14 protein-coding genes are annotated in these 17,606 nt (G+C 73.1%); all 14 read right to left on the bottom strand.

Annotation, left to right across the window (positions count from 1 at the left end):
• Positions 1 to 171: 171 nt before the first annotated feature.
• Positions 172 to 1,323, bottom strand: a complete 1,152-nt coding sequence (locus WMF17_RS37530; protein ID WP_437645798.1) for a hypothetical protein — start codon at positions 1,321 to 1,323, stop codon at positions 172 to 174.
• Between the two features lie 172 nt (positions 1,324 to 1,495).
• The gene (locus WMF17_RS37535; RefSeq protein WP_437645800.1) at positions 1,496 to 2,902 is read right to left on the bottom strand and encodes a PGRS family protein; all 1,407 of its coding nucleotides are present in this window, start codon (positions 2,900 to 2,902) and stop codon (positions 1,496 to 1,498) included.
• Positions 2,903 to 3,066: 164 nt separating this feature from the next.
• On the bottom strand, positions 3,067 to 4,182 hold the full coding sequence (locus tag WMF17_RS37540) for a hypothetical protein (protein ID WP_437645802.1): 1,116 nt from the start codon (positions 4,180 to 4,182) through the stop codon (positions 3,067 to 3,069).
• Positions 4,183 to 4,214: 32 nt separating this feature from the next.
• Entirely contained in the window at positions 4,215 to 5,438 is a 1,224-nt protein-coding gene (locus tag WMF17_RS37545; protein ID WP_437645804.1) for a hypothetical protein, read from the bottom strand.
• Between the two features lie 169 nt (positions 5,439 to 5,607).
• The gene (locus WMF17_RS37550; RefSeq protein WP_437598185.1) at positions 5,608 to 6,384 is read right to left on the bottom strand and encodes a PP2C family protein-serine/threonine phosphatase; all 777 of its coding nucleotides are present in this window, start codon (positions 6,382 to 6,384) and stop codon (positions 5,608 to 5,610) included.
• A gap of 450 nt (positions 6,385 to 6,834) precedes the next feature.
• A complete protein-coding gene (locus WMF17_RS37555; protein WP_437645806.1) occupies positions 6,835 to 8,325 on the bottom strand; it encodes a hypothetical protein in 1,491 nt (496 codons plus the stop codon).
• Between the two features lie 138 nt (positions 8,326 to 8,463).
• On the bottom strand, positions 8,464 to 9,309 hold the full coding sequence (locus WMF17_RS37560) for a hypothetical protein (protein ID WP_437645808.1): 846 nt from the start codon (positions 9,307 to 9,309) through the stop codon (positions 8,464 to 8,466).
• Between the two features lie 442 nt (positions 9,310 to 9,751).
• Positions 9,752 to 11,263, bottom strand: coding sequence for a PGRS family protein (locus tag WMF17_RS37565; protein ID WP_437598188.1), 1,512 nt, complete (start codon positions 11,261 to 11,263; stop codon positions 9,752 to 9,754).
• A 72-nt stretch (positions 11,264 to 11,335) separates the two neighbouring features.
• A complete protein-coding gene (locus WMF17_RS37570) occupies positions 11,336 to 12,463 on the bottom strand; it encodes a hypothetical protein (RefSeq protein ID WP_437598189.1) in 1,128 nt (375 codons plus the stop codon).
• Between the two features lie 163 nt (positions 12,464 to 12,626).
• The gene (locus tag WMF17_RS37575) at positions 12,627 to 14,021 is read right to left on the bottom strand and encodes a PGRS family protein (protein ID WP_437598190.1); all 1,395 of its coding nucleotides are present in this window, start codon (positions 14,019 to 14,021) and stop codon (positions 12,627 to 12,629) included.
• Positions 14,022 to 14,206: 185 nt separating this feature from the next.
• On the bottom strand, positions 14,207 to 15,337 hold the full coding sequence (locus WMF17_RS37580; RefSeq protein WP_437598191.1) for a PEGA domain-containing protein: 1,131 nt from the start codon (positions 15,335 to 15,337) through the stop codon (positions 14,207 to 14,209).
• Between the two features lie 32 nt (positions 15,338 to 15,369).
• Positions 15,370 to 16,413 carry a hypothetical protein gene (locus WMF17_RS37585; RefSeq protein ID WP_437645810.1) on the bottom strand — a complete coding sequence of 348 codons (1,044 nt, stop codon included), beginning with the start codon at positions 16,411 to 16,413 and terminating at the stop codon, positions 15,370 to 15,372.
• 27 nt (positions 16,414 to 16,440) lie between these two features.
• A complete protein-coding gene (locus tag WMF17_RS37590; protein WP_437645812.1) occupies positions 16,441 to 17,280 on the bottom strand; it encodes a sigma-70 family RNA polymerase sigma factor in 840 nt (279 codons plus the stop codon).
• Positions 17,277 to 17,576 (bottom strand): hypothetical protein, encoded by a 300-nt coding sequence (locus WMF17_RS37595; protein WP_437645813.1) that lies wholly within the window; start codon positions 17,574 to 17,576, stop codon positions 17,277 to 17,279. Before WMF17_RS37595 ends, WMF17_RS37590 begins: the two co-directional genes overlap by 4 nt.
• Positions 17,577 to 17,606 lie beyond the last annotated feature (30 nt).

Genomic DNA, 17,606 nt, shown 5'->3' on the forward strand with positions numbered 1-17,606 from the left:
CCGCCGCCACTTCCAGTCAGAAGAAAGTAATCACATGTCAGCATCCGAGTGCAGTCGTCCGTCACGTCGATCCGCAGGGAATCGCACCCCGTGGTCATGACAACGGTCGCTGCGCTTGCCCAAATCCACTGTCTTGCTTGGATTCCCATGGCTTCTTCTCTCGCGAACCCGTTACCAAGCGCCAAAGAGCGCAAGCCCTGCACCGTGAGCGATCACTTGAGGCGACACGCGCACCCCCGCCGCTACTGGCTGTTGTGGCCGGGGCCAGAGCGCATACGTCGTCGCAGCGATCGCAAGCGCACCCGATGCGGCGTAAGCTGCCCACGCCACTCTCCCGAATGCCTCTTCACGAGAACCCGCTTCGTAGAGCCCAGAACATTGGGTGGTGAACGAGCTCGGCGGCTCGTTGCACTGGCCACCGGCCATCAAGATGGCGTGCCCCTGAGCATCGACGTCCGCGCTTGCCTTTCTTGACGCCACCGTGAATCCCACCGCCACCCCGAGCCCCACCGCGCTCGCCGCCCCCAGCGCGATCACCGGCACCCAGCTCCGCCGCTCCCCCACGCCCGCCCCCGCCGCGGGCGCCTTCGTCTTCGCGCCCCCCATCCCCGCCGCGCTCGCCGCTCCCGGTGCCGCTGCGCCCGGGCCCTTCCCACCCGGCCCCGTCGCCGCCGCCTCCGGCGCCTTCGGCTTCAGCTCCGGCTCGATCGTCTCCGTCATCCGCGGCGCCGCAAGCACCCCCAGATGCTCGTCCTCGTACCCGGCCCGCCGGATCACCAGCAGGTGCGGCCCGGGCTCCAGGTAGAGCTCGTGCTTCACCTCCTCCGCCGGCACGCGCTCGAGGTCCACGAACACCTCCACGTCCGCCACGTGCTTCACCCGCACACGCACCGTCCCCACCTGCGCCTTCGCCTCCGCCAGCAGCGCCTCCATCTGCGCAACCCGCTCCGGCTCGATCTCTGGCCCCACCGTCCGCACCCCGAACGCCACGTGCTTCGCCGCCGACGCGGGCTTGTTCAGCAGCAGCTGCACCTGCCCGAGGTTCGTCGCGATGTCGTACGACTTCATCCGCGCCCACGCCCGCAGGTACAAGAGCTCCGCTTCCTCCAGCCGGCCTGCCAGCTGCGCCCTCCGGCCTTCCTCGAAGTCACGCACCGCGCGGTCGCGCGCGCTCTCCTCGCTCGACCCCCCCACCGCCCGCTCCTGTCCGCGCGCGCTCGTCGTCGCCGCCGTGCTTCCGAGCAGCACCGACATCGCCAGCCACCCCGCGTGCAGCTCTCGCCTCACCGTCGCTTCCTCGCCCTCGCAAAGTCCGTCATCCACGTGCCCGCTCCTCGCTCGGCGCGCTTCGCTCGGCTGTCGCCTCGCGCGCACGTCCGCCGTTCGTCGCGCCGGCCATGGCGCGCCGTCTCGCCCGTCGTCCTCTCCGCACCGCTCCGCGCCGCTACCGCGGCGCACGCTCCGCCGCAGCAGCAGCGCCGCTCACGACCTCACCTCAGAACGCCTGCACCTCGGCCTTCACGCCCGCCGCCCCCTCGCCCTCTGCATTCGCGCCCGTGCCGCCTTGGCCCGCTTCGCCCAGCTCCACCGTCGCTCCTTGCACCGGCGGCGCCGCGCCCGTGTACGCGATCCCGATCGCGTGACCGCCCCGACCGCCGCCGCCGGAGCCGCCTGGACCTCCCTTGCCGCCAGCCCCGCCCGAGCAGGCGTCGTTCAACGCGGTCGCTGCCTCGGGCTTCGTGCCGCCGGGGCCGCCCGCTCCTCCTTCGCCGCCATCCTGACCGGCCCCGCCCTTGCCCCCGGCTCCACCGCGCCCCGTCTTCAGCGTCACCTCCTCGAAGCTCAGCGCCGCATTCAGGCTGATCAGCGCGATGCTCGCTCCGCCCGCGCCGCCTCCTCGCCCGCCCACTCCGCCGCAGCCGCCAGCGCCCCCCGAGCCGCCGCTCGCGCCGCCCGCCGACGCTTCGTTCTGGCACTTGCCGTCGCCCGCGCCGCCCTTCGCGCCGCCGCCTCCGCCGCCGCCCTGCGCCGTGCCGCCCTTCGCGCCATCGATGCCGGCGGCGCCGGTGAAGCCGCGGGCGCTGATCTCGCCCAGGCCCGTCGCGCCTGCACCAGGGCCGCCCTCGGCGCCTTTGCCTCCGGCGGTCCCGTCGGTGCACACCTCCGCACCCGCGCCTTTGCCTCCGTTCGTCAGATTCTCTGGGGTACCGGGAATCCCGGGGAGACCCGTGTCCGCTTCGCCGTTTCCGCCTGAGCCTCCGCGCGAATCGTCGCTCTCATCCTCCGGCGTGCCGCAGTCGTTCTTCACGCTCCCGCCTGGAACGACGATCGCCGCCGTGCACGCCTCGCCGCCGCTGTTTCCCTCGGCTCCGCCCATCGCGCTCGTCTCATGCGCGGCTCCCTCTGCTCCCGCCGCCGCATCCCCCGCCTCCAGCACACACCGCGCCAGCTCCACGCTCGCCTCTTCCGCCAGCGCCGCGATCGACGACCCCCCCGCGAACGCCACCTGCTCGTCCGGCCCGATCCCCCGCGCCTTCACGTGCACGTCCTCCACCCGCACCTTCGCCTCGCCTCCACGCACCACCAGCGGGATCTCTCCAACCCGCGCCGTCAGCACCGTCTTCTTCTGCTCCCCGGCCCGGCCCCACCCGTTCGCGCAGTCAAGGCCCCCGTAGATCGTCACCCCCTGCGTCACCTCCACCGCCTCCTCGAACGTCTCCGCGCACGCGTACACCCGCCTCCCGCGGTGCTCGGCAAGCGCCAGCGCCGCGCCCAGCGTCTTCATCGGTGCATCCTTCGTCGCGGTATTCTCGTCGTTCCCCGACGACGACACGAACACGCCGCACACGTCGTCCACCGCCATGGGGTTCTCGCTCGGCACGCACCCGGCAGGGGTTTCCATCTCGTTCCACAGCCCGCGAAAGTGCTCACAAGTCATGAGAAATTCGCAATCCTCGGTCGTGTTGGGCCATGCAACGTCGCAGCCACAAAAGATCACGGCGAGCGCCAAGACCCCACGCATCGAGCGCCTTCTTTGCATTCTCATCGCAACCTCTCGCGAGCGCTTCACCAGACACCTCGCACGACGAGTCCAGCACGGCCCGGACTCAACTCGGGCGATGCGTGCATCCCGCGGGACGTTGCAGTCCGTGCACGCGGCCAGAGCGCGTAGGTCATCGCACCAATCACTAGAGCACCGGAGGCCACATACGCGACAGTCGCCGTCCGCGTGCGTGTTTCGTGGCGCGACGCGCTGTCGCGAAGCCCCGAACATAGATCGCTGTACTCACCGGGAACCTCCACGCAGCCGCCGCCGGCCTGACGCAGCATCGCGTGCTGCCTGTCTCCATCCGCGCTCGCCGCGTTCGCCGCCACCGTGAATCCCACCGCCACCCCGAGCCCCACCGCGCTCGCCGCCCCCAGCGCGATCACCGGCACCCAGCTCCGCGGCTCCTCCACTCCCGCCCCCGCAGCGGGCGCCTTCGTCTCGCCCTCCCCCATCCCCGCCGCGCTCGCCGCTCCCGGCCCCGCCGCTCCCGGCCCCGTCGCCGCCGCCTCTGGCGCCTTCGGCTTCAGCTCCGGCTCGATCGTCTCCGTCATCCGCGGCGCCGCAAGCACCCCCAGATGCTCGTCCTCGTACCCGGCCCGCCGGATCACCAGCAGGTGCGGCCCGGGCTCCAGGTAGAGCTCGTGCTTCACCTCCTCCGCCGGCACGCGCTCGAGGTCCACGAACACCTCCACGTCCGCCACGTTCTTCACCCGCACCCGCAACGTCCCCACCTGCGCCTTCGCCTCGTCGAGGAAGTGCCGCATCCGCGCGATCTGCTCAGGCTTCGCCGACGGCGGCGCCGTCCTCAGCGCGAACGACAGGAACGTCGCCGCAGACCGCGGCTTCTTCAGCTGCAGCTGCACCTCTCCGAGGTTCGCCGCGATGTCGAACGACCTCACCAGCGCCCACGCCTTCAGGTACAAAAGCTCCGCGTCCGACCACCGCTTCTGCTTGAACGCATCGTTCCCCTCCCGGTAGAGCTGCGCCGCGCGGGCGTTGTCGCCGCGCGCCTCGTCCTCCCCGGCCGCTGCCGCCGCGCTCGGCGGCGAGGCCTGCGCGAGGGCCGCGGCCGGCGCGAAGGCGCACAGCGCGCAGAGCGCCGCGCCCGTCAAGTGCATCGTCAGGTTCCTCATCGCGTGTTCCATCGTCGATCCATCCCGGCGGCTCAATCGAAGTTCGGCGTGTCGTAGGGGCTCGGCGGCGGCGGCGCGTCCGGTCCCGCCCGCGCAGGCGCCGCGCCCGCCGGCCGCTTCGGCGCGTCCCGCGCCTGCGCCGCGGAAGCGCTCGCAACCGGCGACGCGCTCGCAACCGGCGACGCGCTCGCAACCGGCGACGCGCGCTGCGAGGCGGCCGGCGCACCCCGCCTGCTCTGCAGCGCGGTCGTCGCCGCTGCTGCCGCCGCCTCTCCGCGCGGCATCGGCCGCGCGGAGACGGCAGCTGCTGTGGACGCCACGCTCGCAACCGGCGGCGCCACCGCGCTCCCGACCGGCGCCGCCTCGCTCGCAACTGGCGCCGCCGCGCTCCCGACCGGCGCCGCCTCGCTCGCGACCGGCCCCGCCGCGCTCGCCACCGGCACCCCTGCGCTCGCCGCAGCCATCCCCTCCGCTCGCCGGACCGCTGCCGTTGCGGCCTGCGCCGCGCCGCCTGCGCCACGGGCCACCTCGCCCGCGCCGTCGCGTGCTCCCCTCCCGGATCGCACCACCGCCACCGCGATGGCCAGCAGCACGCCCATCACCAGCACAGCCGCCGCGCGCCGCCCGCCCGCCCGGCGCGCCGCGCGCCGCGCCGCCGCGATCTCCGCGATCTCCGCGAGCCGCGGTGCCCCGCCCGCTGCTCCCGCGCTCCCCGCCGGCACGCTCTCCGCCGCCGCATCCCCCGTCGCCGCCTCGCTCCCAGCGGCCCCGCCGTCCTCGCCTCGCCCCCCGTGCCACTCCGCCAGGATCTCGCTGTCGATCACGATCGGCTGCCGCTTCGTCACCGCCAGCCCCTCCGGCATCGACACGCTCGGCGCCCCCACGTCCGCGAGCGGCGCGCGCTGCGCCGGGTTGCGCGCCCCGCCGCCCCGCCTCGCGCCCTCCCGCGGCGCCGGCACCCGCCGCGGATCCTCGATCTGGATCCGCTCCATCTCCACCGTCGGGTGCGGCGGACGCGGCGCGACCTCGCCCACCGCGTAGGCCCTCGCCTCGTCCTCTCCCTGGCTCTGGATCGCCCGGGTTGTGTCACCGACCGGCTTGAGCGCGACAGCAAGAAGGAAGAGCAGCAGAAGGATGGATGCCCACCCCCGGTCCGTGCTCGGCCCTTCGGGCCTGCGCGCGGCCCGCCCCTCCCACGTCCCGCGCTCCGCGCGGGACGGGAGGGGTACGTCCGCCGCCGGCACCCCGGTTGTCATGGAAAGGTCCGAAGACCGCTCGGCCGTGGTCCTCCTCTCGATCCCGCCTTCGTCTCGGCCGCGAAGCTCGATGACACCGCCTCGCGTGCGGCGAGGCGCTCGACGTCCAGCGCCTCGCCCGCCGCACGCGAGCGACAGCCCCACCTGCAACACCTCATCACCGCTCACGTCAACCGCCTCCGAGACGTGCCAGCACGCACGTCACGTTGTCCGGCCCGCCGTGCTCGTTCGCGATGTCCACCAGCAGGCTCGCCGCGAGGCTCAGGTCACGGTGCCTCCCGAGCACGCCCTCGATCCGCCCTTCGGGCACCGGGCCCCACAGCCCGTCCGAGCACACGAGGAAGATGTCTCCCGGCGCGGTCGCCTCCACGCGTGACTCGATCGCCACGCTCTTGTCGCACCCGAGCGCCCGCGTCACGGCGTTCGCCCGGTCGTTCAGCGCTTCGAGCGCTGCCAGCGCGCCATCGCCGTCGCGGAGCAGCTCCTCCAGCAGCGTGTGATCCTGTGTCAGCCGGTCCAGCTTGCCGCCACGCATCCGGTAGACCCGCGTATCCCCCACGTGCGCGATGTACGCCATGCCTGGCCCGAGCAGCACGCCCGCAAACGTCGTCGCCATGCCGCGCGTCTGCTCGTGGCGCTGGCTCGCGTCGTAGATCGCCTGGTTGGCACGCCGCACGCTCAGCACCAGCCGCACCTCATCTCGGTCGTGCGCGCTCCCCGTGCCGTAGGGCCACGTCTCCTCGAGGTCTTCTTCCCCCTCGAAGCAGCTCTTGACGACCTCGATGGCCATCCGGGACGCGACCTCGCCGGCCGCGTGGCCGCCAAGCCCGTCGGCTACCATGAACAGCCCGAGGCACGGCAGCGCCGCGAAGCTGTCCTCGTTGTGGCTCCTGCGGCGGCCCACGTCCGACTGCGCTGCCGCCTCGATGGCGAGCTGTGGATACACGATCGTCCTCCTCGCGCGCTCGTCGCCGAGACGAGCCGAGCCAAGGCGCGCCGCGTATCGCGGCGCGCTCAATCCTTCTCACGACCACCTCAGCGCACGAGGCGGTGCTCCTTGCTCAGCGCTTCAGCGCGCGTGGGCCACGTCGGCGCACGCGCGTCCCTGTCAGGCGCCTGGCTGAAAAGGGGTCCGCTTCTCCTGGGCTGCTGCCAATGGCCATTGGATAGATATCCAGACTATAGGCCTGACGAAGCAGTGGAGGATTTCAGCAGACCATCGGCCCACCCGCCCGGCACTCACGCTTTCCCAGCAGTGTTGTTAGCCCCGAGCAGCCCACCGACCCGCGTTGCGGCGGCGCGACAGAAGGTACTGCCTGGGCCCTCTCTACGTCCAGCCTCCTGAAGCGATGTTGCCCTTGATTTCTCGGGGAAATCTCATTCCCTCCAGAGCGATTCAATTCTCACACGATTCACCTGATCCGAAATTCCAGCACATGCCGGCGCTCCCCGGCGCGCCGGCGCTCTCCGTCGGACCGCCGGGCGCGGCGCTGCCGCCGTCGCCGGCCGTGCCGAGGGTGACCTGCACCGCCGGCGCTGCGTTCGGGGCCGCCGCATAGGCGATGCCTACGGCGTGGCCGCCTCGACCGCCAGCGCCGGGGCCTCCCGCTCCGCCTTGGCCGCCATCGCCACCACGGCAGCCCCGGGTTGACGGTGGTGTTTCCGATGCAGTTCCGCCGGCAGCGCCGATGCCGCCGTCGGCACCGTTATGTCCGGCGACTCCGGCGCCGCCCTTGCCGGCCTTGCCCACCGTCACAGTCACGTCCCTCAGCACCAGCCTCGTCCCGAGGCTGAGGATGCCGACGCTCGACCCGCCGGCCTTGCCCCCGCCGCCGCCTTTGCCGCCGCAGCCGCCGGCACCGCCTCCGCCGCCGCTGGCGCCGGGGCCCTCCACGGTGTCCGCGCCGGCCGGGCAGAACAGCCCGGCCTTCGCTCCACCGCCACCACCGCCCCCTTGACCACGCTTGCCCGATGTGCCGGTGGCGCCGTCGCCGCCCGCGATACCGCTCAACGTCAGCGTCGTGCTGCTGCCCGCGGCGCCAGCGACGCCGCGAGCTCCGCTCTTGCCGATTGTGCCGGGCTTGCAGTCGCCGTCTGGATCCGTCTGTCCCGCGCCGCCAAGCCCGGACGCGTCTGGATTCGGCTCGGGCAACGGCGCGCCATCCGCACCGTTCTGCCCGTTGCCGTCATCCGTCCCCGGGCTTCCTCCGGGGCCGCCTCGACCGCCGCTCGTCTCGCCGTCCTCGCACGTCGTCACGCCGGGCTCGCCGCCTCGCACGGCGGCGGGTAGCGCGCACGCGTTCGACGCGCTCATCGTCTCCGCGCTCGCGCCCGCCTGTGGCGCCTCCGCAGGCGTCTCGCCCTTCGCGCCATCCATCCCGTCGCCCGCGGTCACGTCCACCTGCGCGAGCTCCGCCTCGATGTCCGCCATCGCCACGCCGATCGACGATCCGCCTGCCACCGTCGCGTTCGCCGCGCGCACCGCGAAGCTCCGCACCTTCGCCCCGCCGGCGTCCTCCGTCAGCGTCAGCGCGATCCGATCCGCGGGCGCCTCGATCGCGCTCCGCGCCTCGTCGCTCCACGTCCACCCTGCGCCGCAGTCGAAGCCCCCGATCACCTCGACCCCCGCGCCGATCGTCACGCTCTCCGCGAACGCTCCGCTCGCGCACGCGAGCACCCGTTTGCCGTTCGCGTTCGCGATCGCCTCCTCGAGCGACGCGTACGGCCTCGCCTTCGTCCCGTCGCCGTCAGGCTCCGCGCTCGCGCTCGCGAACACCGCGCACTCGTCCGTCACCGCGCCGGCGTCCTGCGTCGGATCGGCGTCGCACCCGGGCCTGATATCACCACCGCCGCCTCCAGCGCCGTTGAGCACGCAGTGGGTGAGCATGTGCTCGCAATCGTCAAGCAGAGGGAAGGGCAAGCAGCCCGCAACGGCTGCGCTCGCGATGAGCAACCCCACGATGAGCACCGATGCACGACGAGCAGTTCGACGCATGATTCTGTCTCCTCGATCCACGGCGTCCGCTCAGAGCACACCGGCCACCGAAATCCCGACGCTGTCAGCTCCTACCAACGGCGTTACCAGCACGCGCCCGTGTGGCCTCGATGGCTTCGTCGAAAACCCGTAGATCAGCGTCCCAACGCTGGCCGCCCCGGCGCCCACGAAGCTCCAGAATGCTGCGTTGGTCCAGCGTTGATGCACCTCGAATGCGTCCCTCAAGCCGGCGCACGCTGCGCTCGGTGCGTCCGCACGCGAGCATGCGCCAGCACCGTGGTTGCGGACCACAGAGTCGCGTCGTTCCTCGGCATCGCTGCCCTTCGTCACCGCCAGCACCGTGAACACCACGCCCGCGACCGCCGCCGCCCCCGCCGTCGCCGCGCCGCCGGTCAGCACCGCTTTTCTCGGCCCGCTGGCATGTGCCTCCGCGCTGCCGGCCGGCGGCGCCACGATGGGTGCCTTCGACAGCTTCGCCGGCTCCGCCTCGCTCGCCACCGGCGCCTCCTCCGCCTTCGGCTTCAGCTCCGGCGTGACCGTCTCGGTGCTTGCTGGCGCCGCGAGCACCCGCACATGCTCGTCCTCGTACCCCGCGTGCCGGATCACCAGCAGGTGCGGCCCTGGCTCCAGGTAGATCTCGTGCTTCACCTCCTCCGCCGGCACGCGCTCGCCGTCCACGAACACCTCCGCGTCCGCCACGTTCTTCACACGCACCCGCACCGTCCCCACCTGCGCCTTCGCCGCATCAAGCAGCGCCAGCATCCGCCCCAGCCGCTCCGGCTCGATCTCTGGACCCACGGCGCGCACCCCGTACGCCAGGTATTTCGCCGCTGACGCGGCCTTGTTCAGCCTCAGCTGCACCTGCCCGAGGTTCACCGCGATATCGAACGACTTCAGCCGCGACCACGCTCGCAGGTACGAGAGCTCCGCCTCCTCCAACCGACCCTCCACGTGCGCCTTCCGCCCTTCCTCGAAGTCACGCACTGCGCTGTCACGCTCATCCTCTGCACTCGCCCTCGGTAGCGGTCGTTCCTCTCCGCGGACGCTGCTCGTCGCCGCCGTGCTCCCGAGCAGCACCGACATCGCAAGCCACCCCGCATGCAGCTCTCGCCTCACCGTCGCTCCCTCGTCCGCGCAAGATCCACCGTCCACCTGCTCGCTCCTCGCCCCTCGTCGCGCTCGGCCTCGCGCCGCGCGCACACGTCCGCCGTCCGTCGCGCCAGCTCCAGCGCGACGTCTCGTCCCTCATCCTCGTCGCCTCGCTCGGCGCGGCGGCGGCGTCCTCTTCGCCGCGGCCACCGCACCGAGCTGCGTCACCTCAGAACGCCCCCACCTCGACCTTCACGCCCGCGGCGCCCTCCCCCTCCGCGTCCGCGCCCGCGCCGCCGGGGCCCGCCTCGCCCACCTCGATCGTCGCTCCCTGCGTCGATGGCGTCGCGCCCTTGTACGCGATCCCGAGCGCATGCCCGCCTCGCCCGCCTCCTCCTTGACCACCGACGCCCCCCTTGCCACCAGCACCGCCGGCACACGCGTCATGCAGCACGGTCGCACTTTCAAGCTTCTTTCCGCCGGGACCCCCAGCGCCTCCAGCACCTCCAGCCTGGCCAGCCCCGCCCTTGCCGCCCGCTCCGCCGCGCCCCGTCTTCAACGTCACGTCCTCGAAGCTCAGCGCCGCGTTCAGGCTGATCAGCGCGATGCTCGACCCGCCCGCGCTGCCGCCTCGCCCACCGACTCCACCGCAACCGCCCGCGCCTCCAGAGCCGCCGCTCGCGCCGCCGGCCGACTCGGCCAACATGCACTTGCCTTCGCCCGCGCCGCCCTTCGCTCCTCCGCCTCCGCCTCCGCCCTGCGCGGTGCCGCCTTTCGTGCCGTTGCTGCCGGTCGCGCCGGTGAAGCCGCTGGCGCTGATGTCACCCAGCCCCGTCGCGCCCGTGCCGGAGACGCCGAAATCGCCAGCCGCACCTTCGGTCCCGTCGGAGCACACCTGCGCGCCTTCGCCTCTGCCGCCGTTCAGCGTTGCACCCGGCGAGCCCTCGGTCCCGGCCCCGCCGCTGTTCGCTTCGCCGTTTCCGCCTGAGCCTCCGAGCGAATCGTCGCTCTCATCCTCCGGCGTGCCGCAATCGTTCGTGACCGACGCCCCACCGAACGTTCGCTCGCCCGAGCACGCCTCGCCTCCGCTGTTGCCCTCGGCTCCACCCAGCGCGCTCGTCTCGTACGCAGCTCCCTCGGCTCCCACAGCCGCATCCCCCGCCTCCAGCACGCACCGCGCGAGCTCCACGTTCGCCTCTTCCGCCACCGCCGCGATCGACGACATGCCGGCGAGCGACACGTCCTCCCGCTCGATCCCCCGCGCCTGCACGTGCACGTCCTCAAGGCGCACCTTCGCCTCGGCTCCCCCGCCGCGCATCACCAGCGGCACCTCTCCCGCCACCGCCGTCACCACCGTCTTGCGCTGCTCGCCGACCCACCCCCAGCCGTTCGCGCAGTCCAGCCCCCCGTAGATCGTCACGCTCCCCGCGACCTCCACAGCCTCCTCGAACGTCTCCGCGCACGCGTACACGCGTCGGGTTCCCGTCGCTTCCGCCTGCGCCAGCGCCAGCGCTGCCCGCAGCGTCTTCACCGGCGCTTCCTTCGTCGCGGCGTTCCCGTCGCTCCCCGACGCAGACACGAACACCCCGCACGTATCGCTCACGGCCGACGTCGATTCGCTCGGAACGCACGCGACGGGCGTGCCGCCGCCGCTTCCAGTCAGAAGAAAGTAATCACAGGTCAGCATCCGCGTGCAGTCGTCTGTCACGTCGACCCGCAGGGAATCGCACCCCGTGGTCATGACAACGGTCGCTGCGCTTGCCCAAATCCACTGTCTCGCTTGGATTCCCATCGCTCTTCTCTCGCGAACCCGTTACCAAGCGCCAAAGAGCGCAAGCCCTGCGCCGTGAGCACTCACTTGAGGCGACACGCGCACCCCCGTTCCCATTGGCCGTCGTGGCCGGGGCCAGAGCGCATACGTCGTCGCAGCGATCGCGAGCGCACCTGATGCGGCGTAAGCTGCCCACGCCACTCTCCCGAATGTCTCTTCACGCGACCCCGCTTCGTAAAGCCCAGAACACTCGGTGGCGAACGTGCTCGGCGGCTCGTTGCACTGACCGCCGGCCGTCAAGATGGCGTGCCCCTGAGCATCGACGTCGGCGCTTGCGTTCCTCGACGCCACCGTGAACCCCACGCCCACCCCGAGCCCGACGACGCTCACCGCCCCCAGCGCGATCACCGGCATCCAGCTCCGCTCCTCCACCCGCGCCCCCGCCGCGGGCGCCTTCGTCTTCGCGCCCCCCATCCCCGGCGCGCTCGCTGCTCCCGATGCCGCCGCTCCCGGCCCCGTCACCTCCGCCGCCTTCGGCTTCAGCTCCGTCGTGATCTCCTCGCGCGACCCCGCCACCGCCGCCACCGGGATCACCGCCTCCTCGTACCCCGCGTGCCGCAGCACCAGCACATGCGGCCCGGGCGCCACGTAGATCTCGTGCTTCGCCTCCTCCTCCGGCACGCGCTGGCCGTCGAGGAACACCGCCGCGCCCGCGACGTTCGTCACGCGCACACGCAACGTCCCCACCTGCGCCTTCGCCTCCGCCAGCAGCGCCTCCATCCGCGCAACCCGCTCCGGCTCGACCTCAGGCCCCACCGTGCGTACCCCGTACGCCACGTGCTTCGCCGCCGACGCGGGCTTCTGCAGCAGCAGCTGCACCTGCCCGAGGTTCGTCGCGATGTCGTACGACTTCATCCTCCTCCACGCCCGCAGGTACAAGAGCTCCGCTTCCTCCAGACGGCCTGCCAGCTGCGCCGTCCGGCCCTCCTCGAAGTCACGCACCGCGCGGTCACGCTCGCTCTCCTCGTTCGACCCCGCCGCCGCCCGCTCCTCTCCGCGCGCGCTCGTCGTCGCCGCCGTGCTTCCGAGCAACAACGACATCGCCAGCCAACCCGCGTGCACCTCTCGCCTCACCGTCGCTTCCTCACCCTCGCAACGTCCGTCATCCACGTGCCCGCTCCTCGCTCGGCGCGCTCGCTGTCCCGCCGCGCGCGCACACCTCCGCCGTGCGTCGCGCCGGCCGTGGCGCGCCGTGTCGTTCCTCGTCCTCGCCGCCCCGCTCCACGCGGCCGCCGCGGCGGAGCTCCGCCGCAGCGCGCGCCGCTCGCCTACCTCAGAACGCCCGCACCTCGACCTTCACGCCCGCGGCGCCCTCCCCCTCCGCGTTCGCGCCCGCGCCGCCGGGGCCCGCCTCGCCCGGCTCGATCGTCGCCCCCTGCGTCGACGGCATCGCGCCCTTGTACGCGATCCCGATCGCGTGCCCGCCCTGGCCGCCTCCCCCGAGGCCGCCCGGGCCGCCCTTGCCGCCCGCTCCTCCGGCGCACGCGTCGTTCAGCGCGGTCGCGCCCTCGGGCTTCGTGCCGCCGGGACCTCCGGCGCCTCCCTCGCCGCCTTCCTGGCCCCCGCCGCCTCGGCCTCCAGCTCCGCCGCGCCCCGTCTTCAGCGTCACCTGCTCGAACCCCACCGTCGCGTTCAGGCTGATCAGCGCGATGCTCGCTCCGCCCGCGCTGCCGCCTCGGCCGCCCGCTCCGCCGCAGCCGCCGGCGCCCCCCGAGCCGCCGCTCGCGCCGCCGGCCGATGCTTCGTTCGGGCACTTGTCTGCGCCCGCGCCACCCTTCGCTCCGCCGCCTCCTCCGCCGCCTTGCGCTGTGCCGCCCTTCGCGCCGTCGCTGCCGGCGACGCCGGTGAAGCCGCGGGAGCTGATCTCGCCGAGACCGGTCGCGCCCGCACCAGGCCCGCCCTCGGTGCCAATGTCTCCTGCGGTCCCTTCAGTGCACACGTCTACACCTTCGCCTTTGCCTCCGTTTATCGCAGCGACAGGGCTGCCATCATCACCGCTGCCGCCGGTGTCCGGGCGGCCATTGCCGCCGTAGCCGCCGAACGAATCGTCGCTCGCGTCCTCCGGCGTGCCGCAGTCGTTCTTCGCGCTCCCGCTCGTCACCACGATCGCCGCCGAGCACGCCTGCTCTCCGGGCTTCCCGTCCTCGCTCCGCATCGCCCCCACCCCGTACGCCGCTCCCGCTTCCCCGGCCGCCGCGTCGCCCGCCTCCAGCACGCACCGCACAAGCTCCACGCTCGCCTCTTCCGCAAGCGCCGCGATCGACGACACCCCCGCGAACGCCACCTGCTCGTCCGGTCCGACACCGCGCGCCTTCACGTGCACGTCCTCGATCCGCACGTCCCCCTCGCCTCCGCCTCCGCGGACCACCAGCGGGATCTCTCCAACCCCCGCCGTCAGCACCGTCTTCTTCTGCTCCCCGGCCCGGACCCACCCGCTCGCGCAGTCCAGGCCCCCGTAGATCGTCACCCCCTGCGTCACCTCCACCGCTTCCTCGAACATCTCCGCGCACGCGTACACACGCCGCTTCCCGCGCTGCTCCGCAAGCGCCAGCGCCGCACCCAGCGTCTTCACAGGCGCATCCTTCGTCGCGGCGTGCTTGTCGTTCCCGGACGTCGATACGAACACCCCGCACGTGTCGTCCACCGCGCCCGCGCTCTCGCTCGGCATGCACCCGGCAGGAGTGCTTCCGCCAGCTCCTACCGACGGTAAGTCCTCACACGTCAACGCGCGCCGACAATTCCCGGCCTCGTTGCTCCAAAGGACCTCGCAACCGCCCGCAACGGCCACCACCCCGACGGACGCGACGAGCCAGCACGCTCTGCAGATCCTCATCGTGCTTCCTTTCACGGTCATCACCAGACGCCCAGCACCGCGAATCCTGCGCCATCCGTTCGCAGCTCAGGCAGCGCACGAATCCGGCTCGTTCGCGTCTCCCGTGGCTGCCCCCACAGCGCATACGCAGCCGCACTAATCGCTAACGCTCCCGATGCCACGTAAGCCAGACGCGCTCCATTGCCGAACGTGTCGATGCGACGAAGCGCGCTGTCGAGCTCATCGCATGGGCTGACGAACGCCGCGGAAGGCTTCCTGCACTGCCCTCCCGTTTGCAGGATCGCATCACCTCGTTTGTCAACGTCCGCACTCGCCCCGTTCGACGCCACGGTGAATCCCACCGCCATCCCGAGCCCCACCGCGCTCGCCGCCCCCAGCGCGATCACCGGCGCCCAGCTCCGCCGCTCCTCCATCTGCGCCCCCGCCGCGGGCGCCTTCGGCATCGCCTCCCCCATCCCCGGCGCGCTCGCCGCTCCCGATGCCGCCGCTTCCGGCCCCTTCCCACCCGGCCCCGCCGCCACCGGCGCCTTCTCCGCCTTCGGCTTCAGCTCCGGCGTGACCGTCTCGGTGCTTGCCGGCGCCGCGAGCACTCCCAGATGCTCGTCCTCGTACCCGGCGTGCCGGATCACGATCCGATGCTCCCCTGGCTCCACGTAGATCTCGTGCTTCGCCTCCTCCTCCGGCACGCGCTCGCCGTCGAGGAACACCTCCGCGTCCGCCACGTTCTTCACCCGCACCCGCACCGTCCCCACCTGCGCCTTCGCCTGGTCGAGGAAACCCCGTATCCGCGCGCGCTGATCGGGCTTCACCGACGGCGGCGCCATCCTCAGGGCGAACGCGAAGAACGCTGCGGCGGACCGCGGCTTGTTCAGCTTCAGCTGCGCGTGCCCGAGGTTCGCTGCGATGTCGAACGATCTCATCAGCGCCCACGCCTTCAGGTACAGAAGCTCCGCGTCCGACCAGCGCTTCTGGTCGAAGGCGAGGTTGCCCTCTCGGTACAGCTGCGCTGCGCGCGCGTTGTCGCCGGCCCCGTCGTCCTCCACCTGCGCAGGCGGCGGGCTGCCCTGCGCGCGGGCAGCGACCGGCGCGAGGAGACAGGCGGACAGCGCGCAGCACGCGACCGCCGTCCAACGCATCGTCAGGTTCCTCATGGCATCTCCCATCGTTCATCCATCCCGGCGGCTCAATCGAAGATCTGCTTCTCATCCGGGCTGGGCGGCGACGGCGCCGGCGCGCTCTCCGCTCCGCGCTCTTCCGGCGCGCCCCGCGGGCTCGCAGGCGCCTCCGGCGCGGGCGCCGCGGAGCCAGTCCCCCTCGGCCTCGGCGCCGCGGGCGCGGTCGCGCTCGGCGCCGCAGGCTGCGGCGCAGCCTGCCCTCTCGGGCCGCTCTCCTGCGATGGGACCGCGGCCCCGCGCGGCCCCTCCGGGCGCGCCGCCGTCGGCGCGGAGCCCGCGGCTCTCCCCGGCGTCCCCGCTGCGTTCGCATCCGGCGTCCCCGCTGCGTTCGCATCCGGCGTCCCCGCCGCGCTCGCATCCGGCGTCCCCGCCGCGTTCGCACGCGCCGCGGCGGCCCTCTCTGCCCGCCGGGCCATCACGCCTGCGTCTTCCAGCGCCCCGCCTGCGCTGCGGGCCACCGTCACCGCGTCGTTGTGGGCTCCCCACCCCGATCGCACCACCGTCGACCCGATCGCCAGCAGGATCCCCATCACCAGCACCCACGCCGCGCGCTGCCATCTCGTGCGGCGCTCCGCGCGCTCCGCGCGCCACGCCGCTGCTGCATCCCTCGCCGTCGTCTCGCTTCCCGCCGCTGCATCCTTCCCGCTCCCCGCGCTCCCCGCCGCCTCGTCTCTCCCAGCCGCCTCGCTCCCCGTCGCCTCGCTCCCCGCCGCCTCGCCCCGTCCTCCGTGCCACTCCGCGAGGATCTCGCTGTCGATCACGATCGGCTGCCGCTTCGTCACCGCCAGCCCCTCCGGCATCGACACGCTCGGCGCCCCCACGTCCGCCAGCGGCGCGCGCTGCTCCGGGTTGCGCGCGCCGCCGCCCCGCCTCGCGCCCTCCCGCGGCGCCGGCACCCGCCGCGGATCCTCGATCTGGATCCGCTCCATCTCCACCGTCGGGTGCAGCGGCCCCGGCGCGACCTCGCCCACCGCGTAGGCCCTCGCCGCGTCCTCTCCCTGGCTCTGGATCGCCCGGGGCGCGCCCGCCGCTTCGCCGTCCTGCTTCGCCATCGCCTTGCTCCCTGCTGCCCGCGCCGCCTACCGCCCGCGCGACCCGGGTCCTCGCTTCCCCGCGCCTTCCGCGCCTTCCGTGCCTCCTGCGCCTCCACCCGCCGGCCCATCGCCCCGCACCCCGCGCAGCACCGGCGCGCCCCACGACTCGCCCCGCAGCAGCGGCATCTCCTTCACCCCCCGCTTCCACAGCGCCTTGCGCAGCCGCTCCCGCCCTCGCTCCAGCCGCCGCCGCACCGTGATGTACGACACCCCGAGGAACGCCTCCGCCTCGCGCATGTCCATCCCGTCCACGAACACCGCCCCGAACGCCCGCTGCTCGTCCTCGGGCAGCTCGGCGAACGCCTCCGCCAGCGCACGGATCGCCCCCACGTACGCCATGCGCTCCGCCGCCTCCTCGTCGGACACCGGCCGCCGCATCGCCGCCACCCCCGCCACGACCCCCACCGTCGCCAGCGCGTCGCAGAACTCCTGGAGCCGCCCCTGGATCTCCTCCGGGCCGTCCCGCAAGAGGTCGAACCCGCCCTGGTGGTGCTCCGACAGCGCCGCCATCGCGCGCCGCATCGCCACGTCGCGCCGCCGCGCCTGCGTCTCCGCGCGGATCAGGTCCAGCATGCTGCCGTCCATCCGCGCGCGCGCGTACCCCTCGAACGAGACGCCCTGCGCCTCGTCGTACCGGCGCACCGCCTCCACCACGGCCGCCGAGCCCGCCGCGGCGAGCTCGTCCCGCTCGACCAGCCCCGCGTAGCGGCGCGCGTACCAGCGGGCCTGGGCCTCGACCATCGGCAGCGCGCGCTCGACCAGCGCCCGCTGCTTCGGCGTGAGCAGCGGCAGCACCTCGGCGTCTTTGTCCGCGCCGCCCGTCACGCGCCCTCCCTCCCGCCGCCCGCCGCGCCCCCCGTGCGGTCGTGGCCACGCTCCGCCGGCGCGCCCTCGCACGGCACCTCCCCGCTCGACGACGGCACCGGCCGCGCCATGAGCTGACGGAGGAGCGCGGCCGAATAAGGGTTCTTGACCAGCTCGTCCTCGATCGCCTCGCGCATCTGCGCGAGCATCTCCTCCGGCACGAGCCCGCGGTACCGCGCGAGGCTCCGCTCGACCGTCTCCGCCACGACGCGCTCCGCGCGCAGCCGCTGCTCGTCGTTTCGATCGTCCTGTGACATTCCAGCCTCCTCTCCGCGCGCGCTCCAGCG

This window comes from Sorangium sp. So ce362, assembly GCF_051519845.1.
Lineage (GTDB): Bacteria > Myxococcota_A > Polyangia > Polyangiales > Polyangiaceae > Sorangium.

What these genes read in the sequence shown, in the direction of transcription:
- WMF17_RS37580 (WP_437598191.1), bottom strand. Translation starts at nt 15,337, where the DNA reads ATGAGGAACCTGACGATGCGTTGGACGGCGGTCGCGTGCTGCGCGCTG.
- WMF17_RS37545 (WP_437645804.1), bottom strand. Translation starts at nt 5,438, where the DNA reads ATGACAACCGGGGTGCCGGCGGCGGACGTACCCCTCCCGTCCCGCGCG.
- WMF17_RS37555 (WP_437645806.1), bottom strand. Translation starts at nt 8,325, where the DNA reads ATGCTCACCCACTGCGTGCTCAACGGCGCTGGAGGCGGCGGTGGTGAT.
- WMF17_RS37575 (WP_437598190.1), bottom strand. Translation starts at nt 14,021, where the DNA reads ATGCCGAGCGAGAGCGCGGGCGCGGTGGACGACACGTGCGGGGTGTTC.
- WMF17_RS37565 (WP_437598188.1), bottom strand. Translation starts at nt 11,263, where the DNA reads ATGACCACGGGGTGCGATTCCCTGCGGGTCGACGTGACAGACGACTGC.
- WMF17_RS37595 (WP_437645813.1), bottom strand. Translation starts at nt 17,576, where the DNA reads ATGTCACAGGACGATCGAAACGACGAGCAGCGGCTGCGCGCGGAGCGC.
- WMF17_RS37535 (WP_437645800.1), bottom strand. Translation starts at nt 2,902, where the DNA reads ATGGAAACCCCTGCCGGGTGCGTGCCGAGCGAGAACCCCATGGCGGTG.
- WMF17_RS37540 (WP_437645802.1), bottom strand. Translation starts at nt 4,182, where the DNA reads ATGAGGAACCTGACGATGCACTTGACGGGCGCGGCGCTCTGCGCGCTG.
- WMF17_RS37585 (WP_437645810.1), bottom strand. Translation starts at nt 16,413, where the DNA reads ATGGCGAAGCAGGACGGCGAAGCGGCGGGCGCGCCCCGGGCGATCCAG.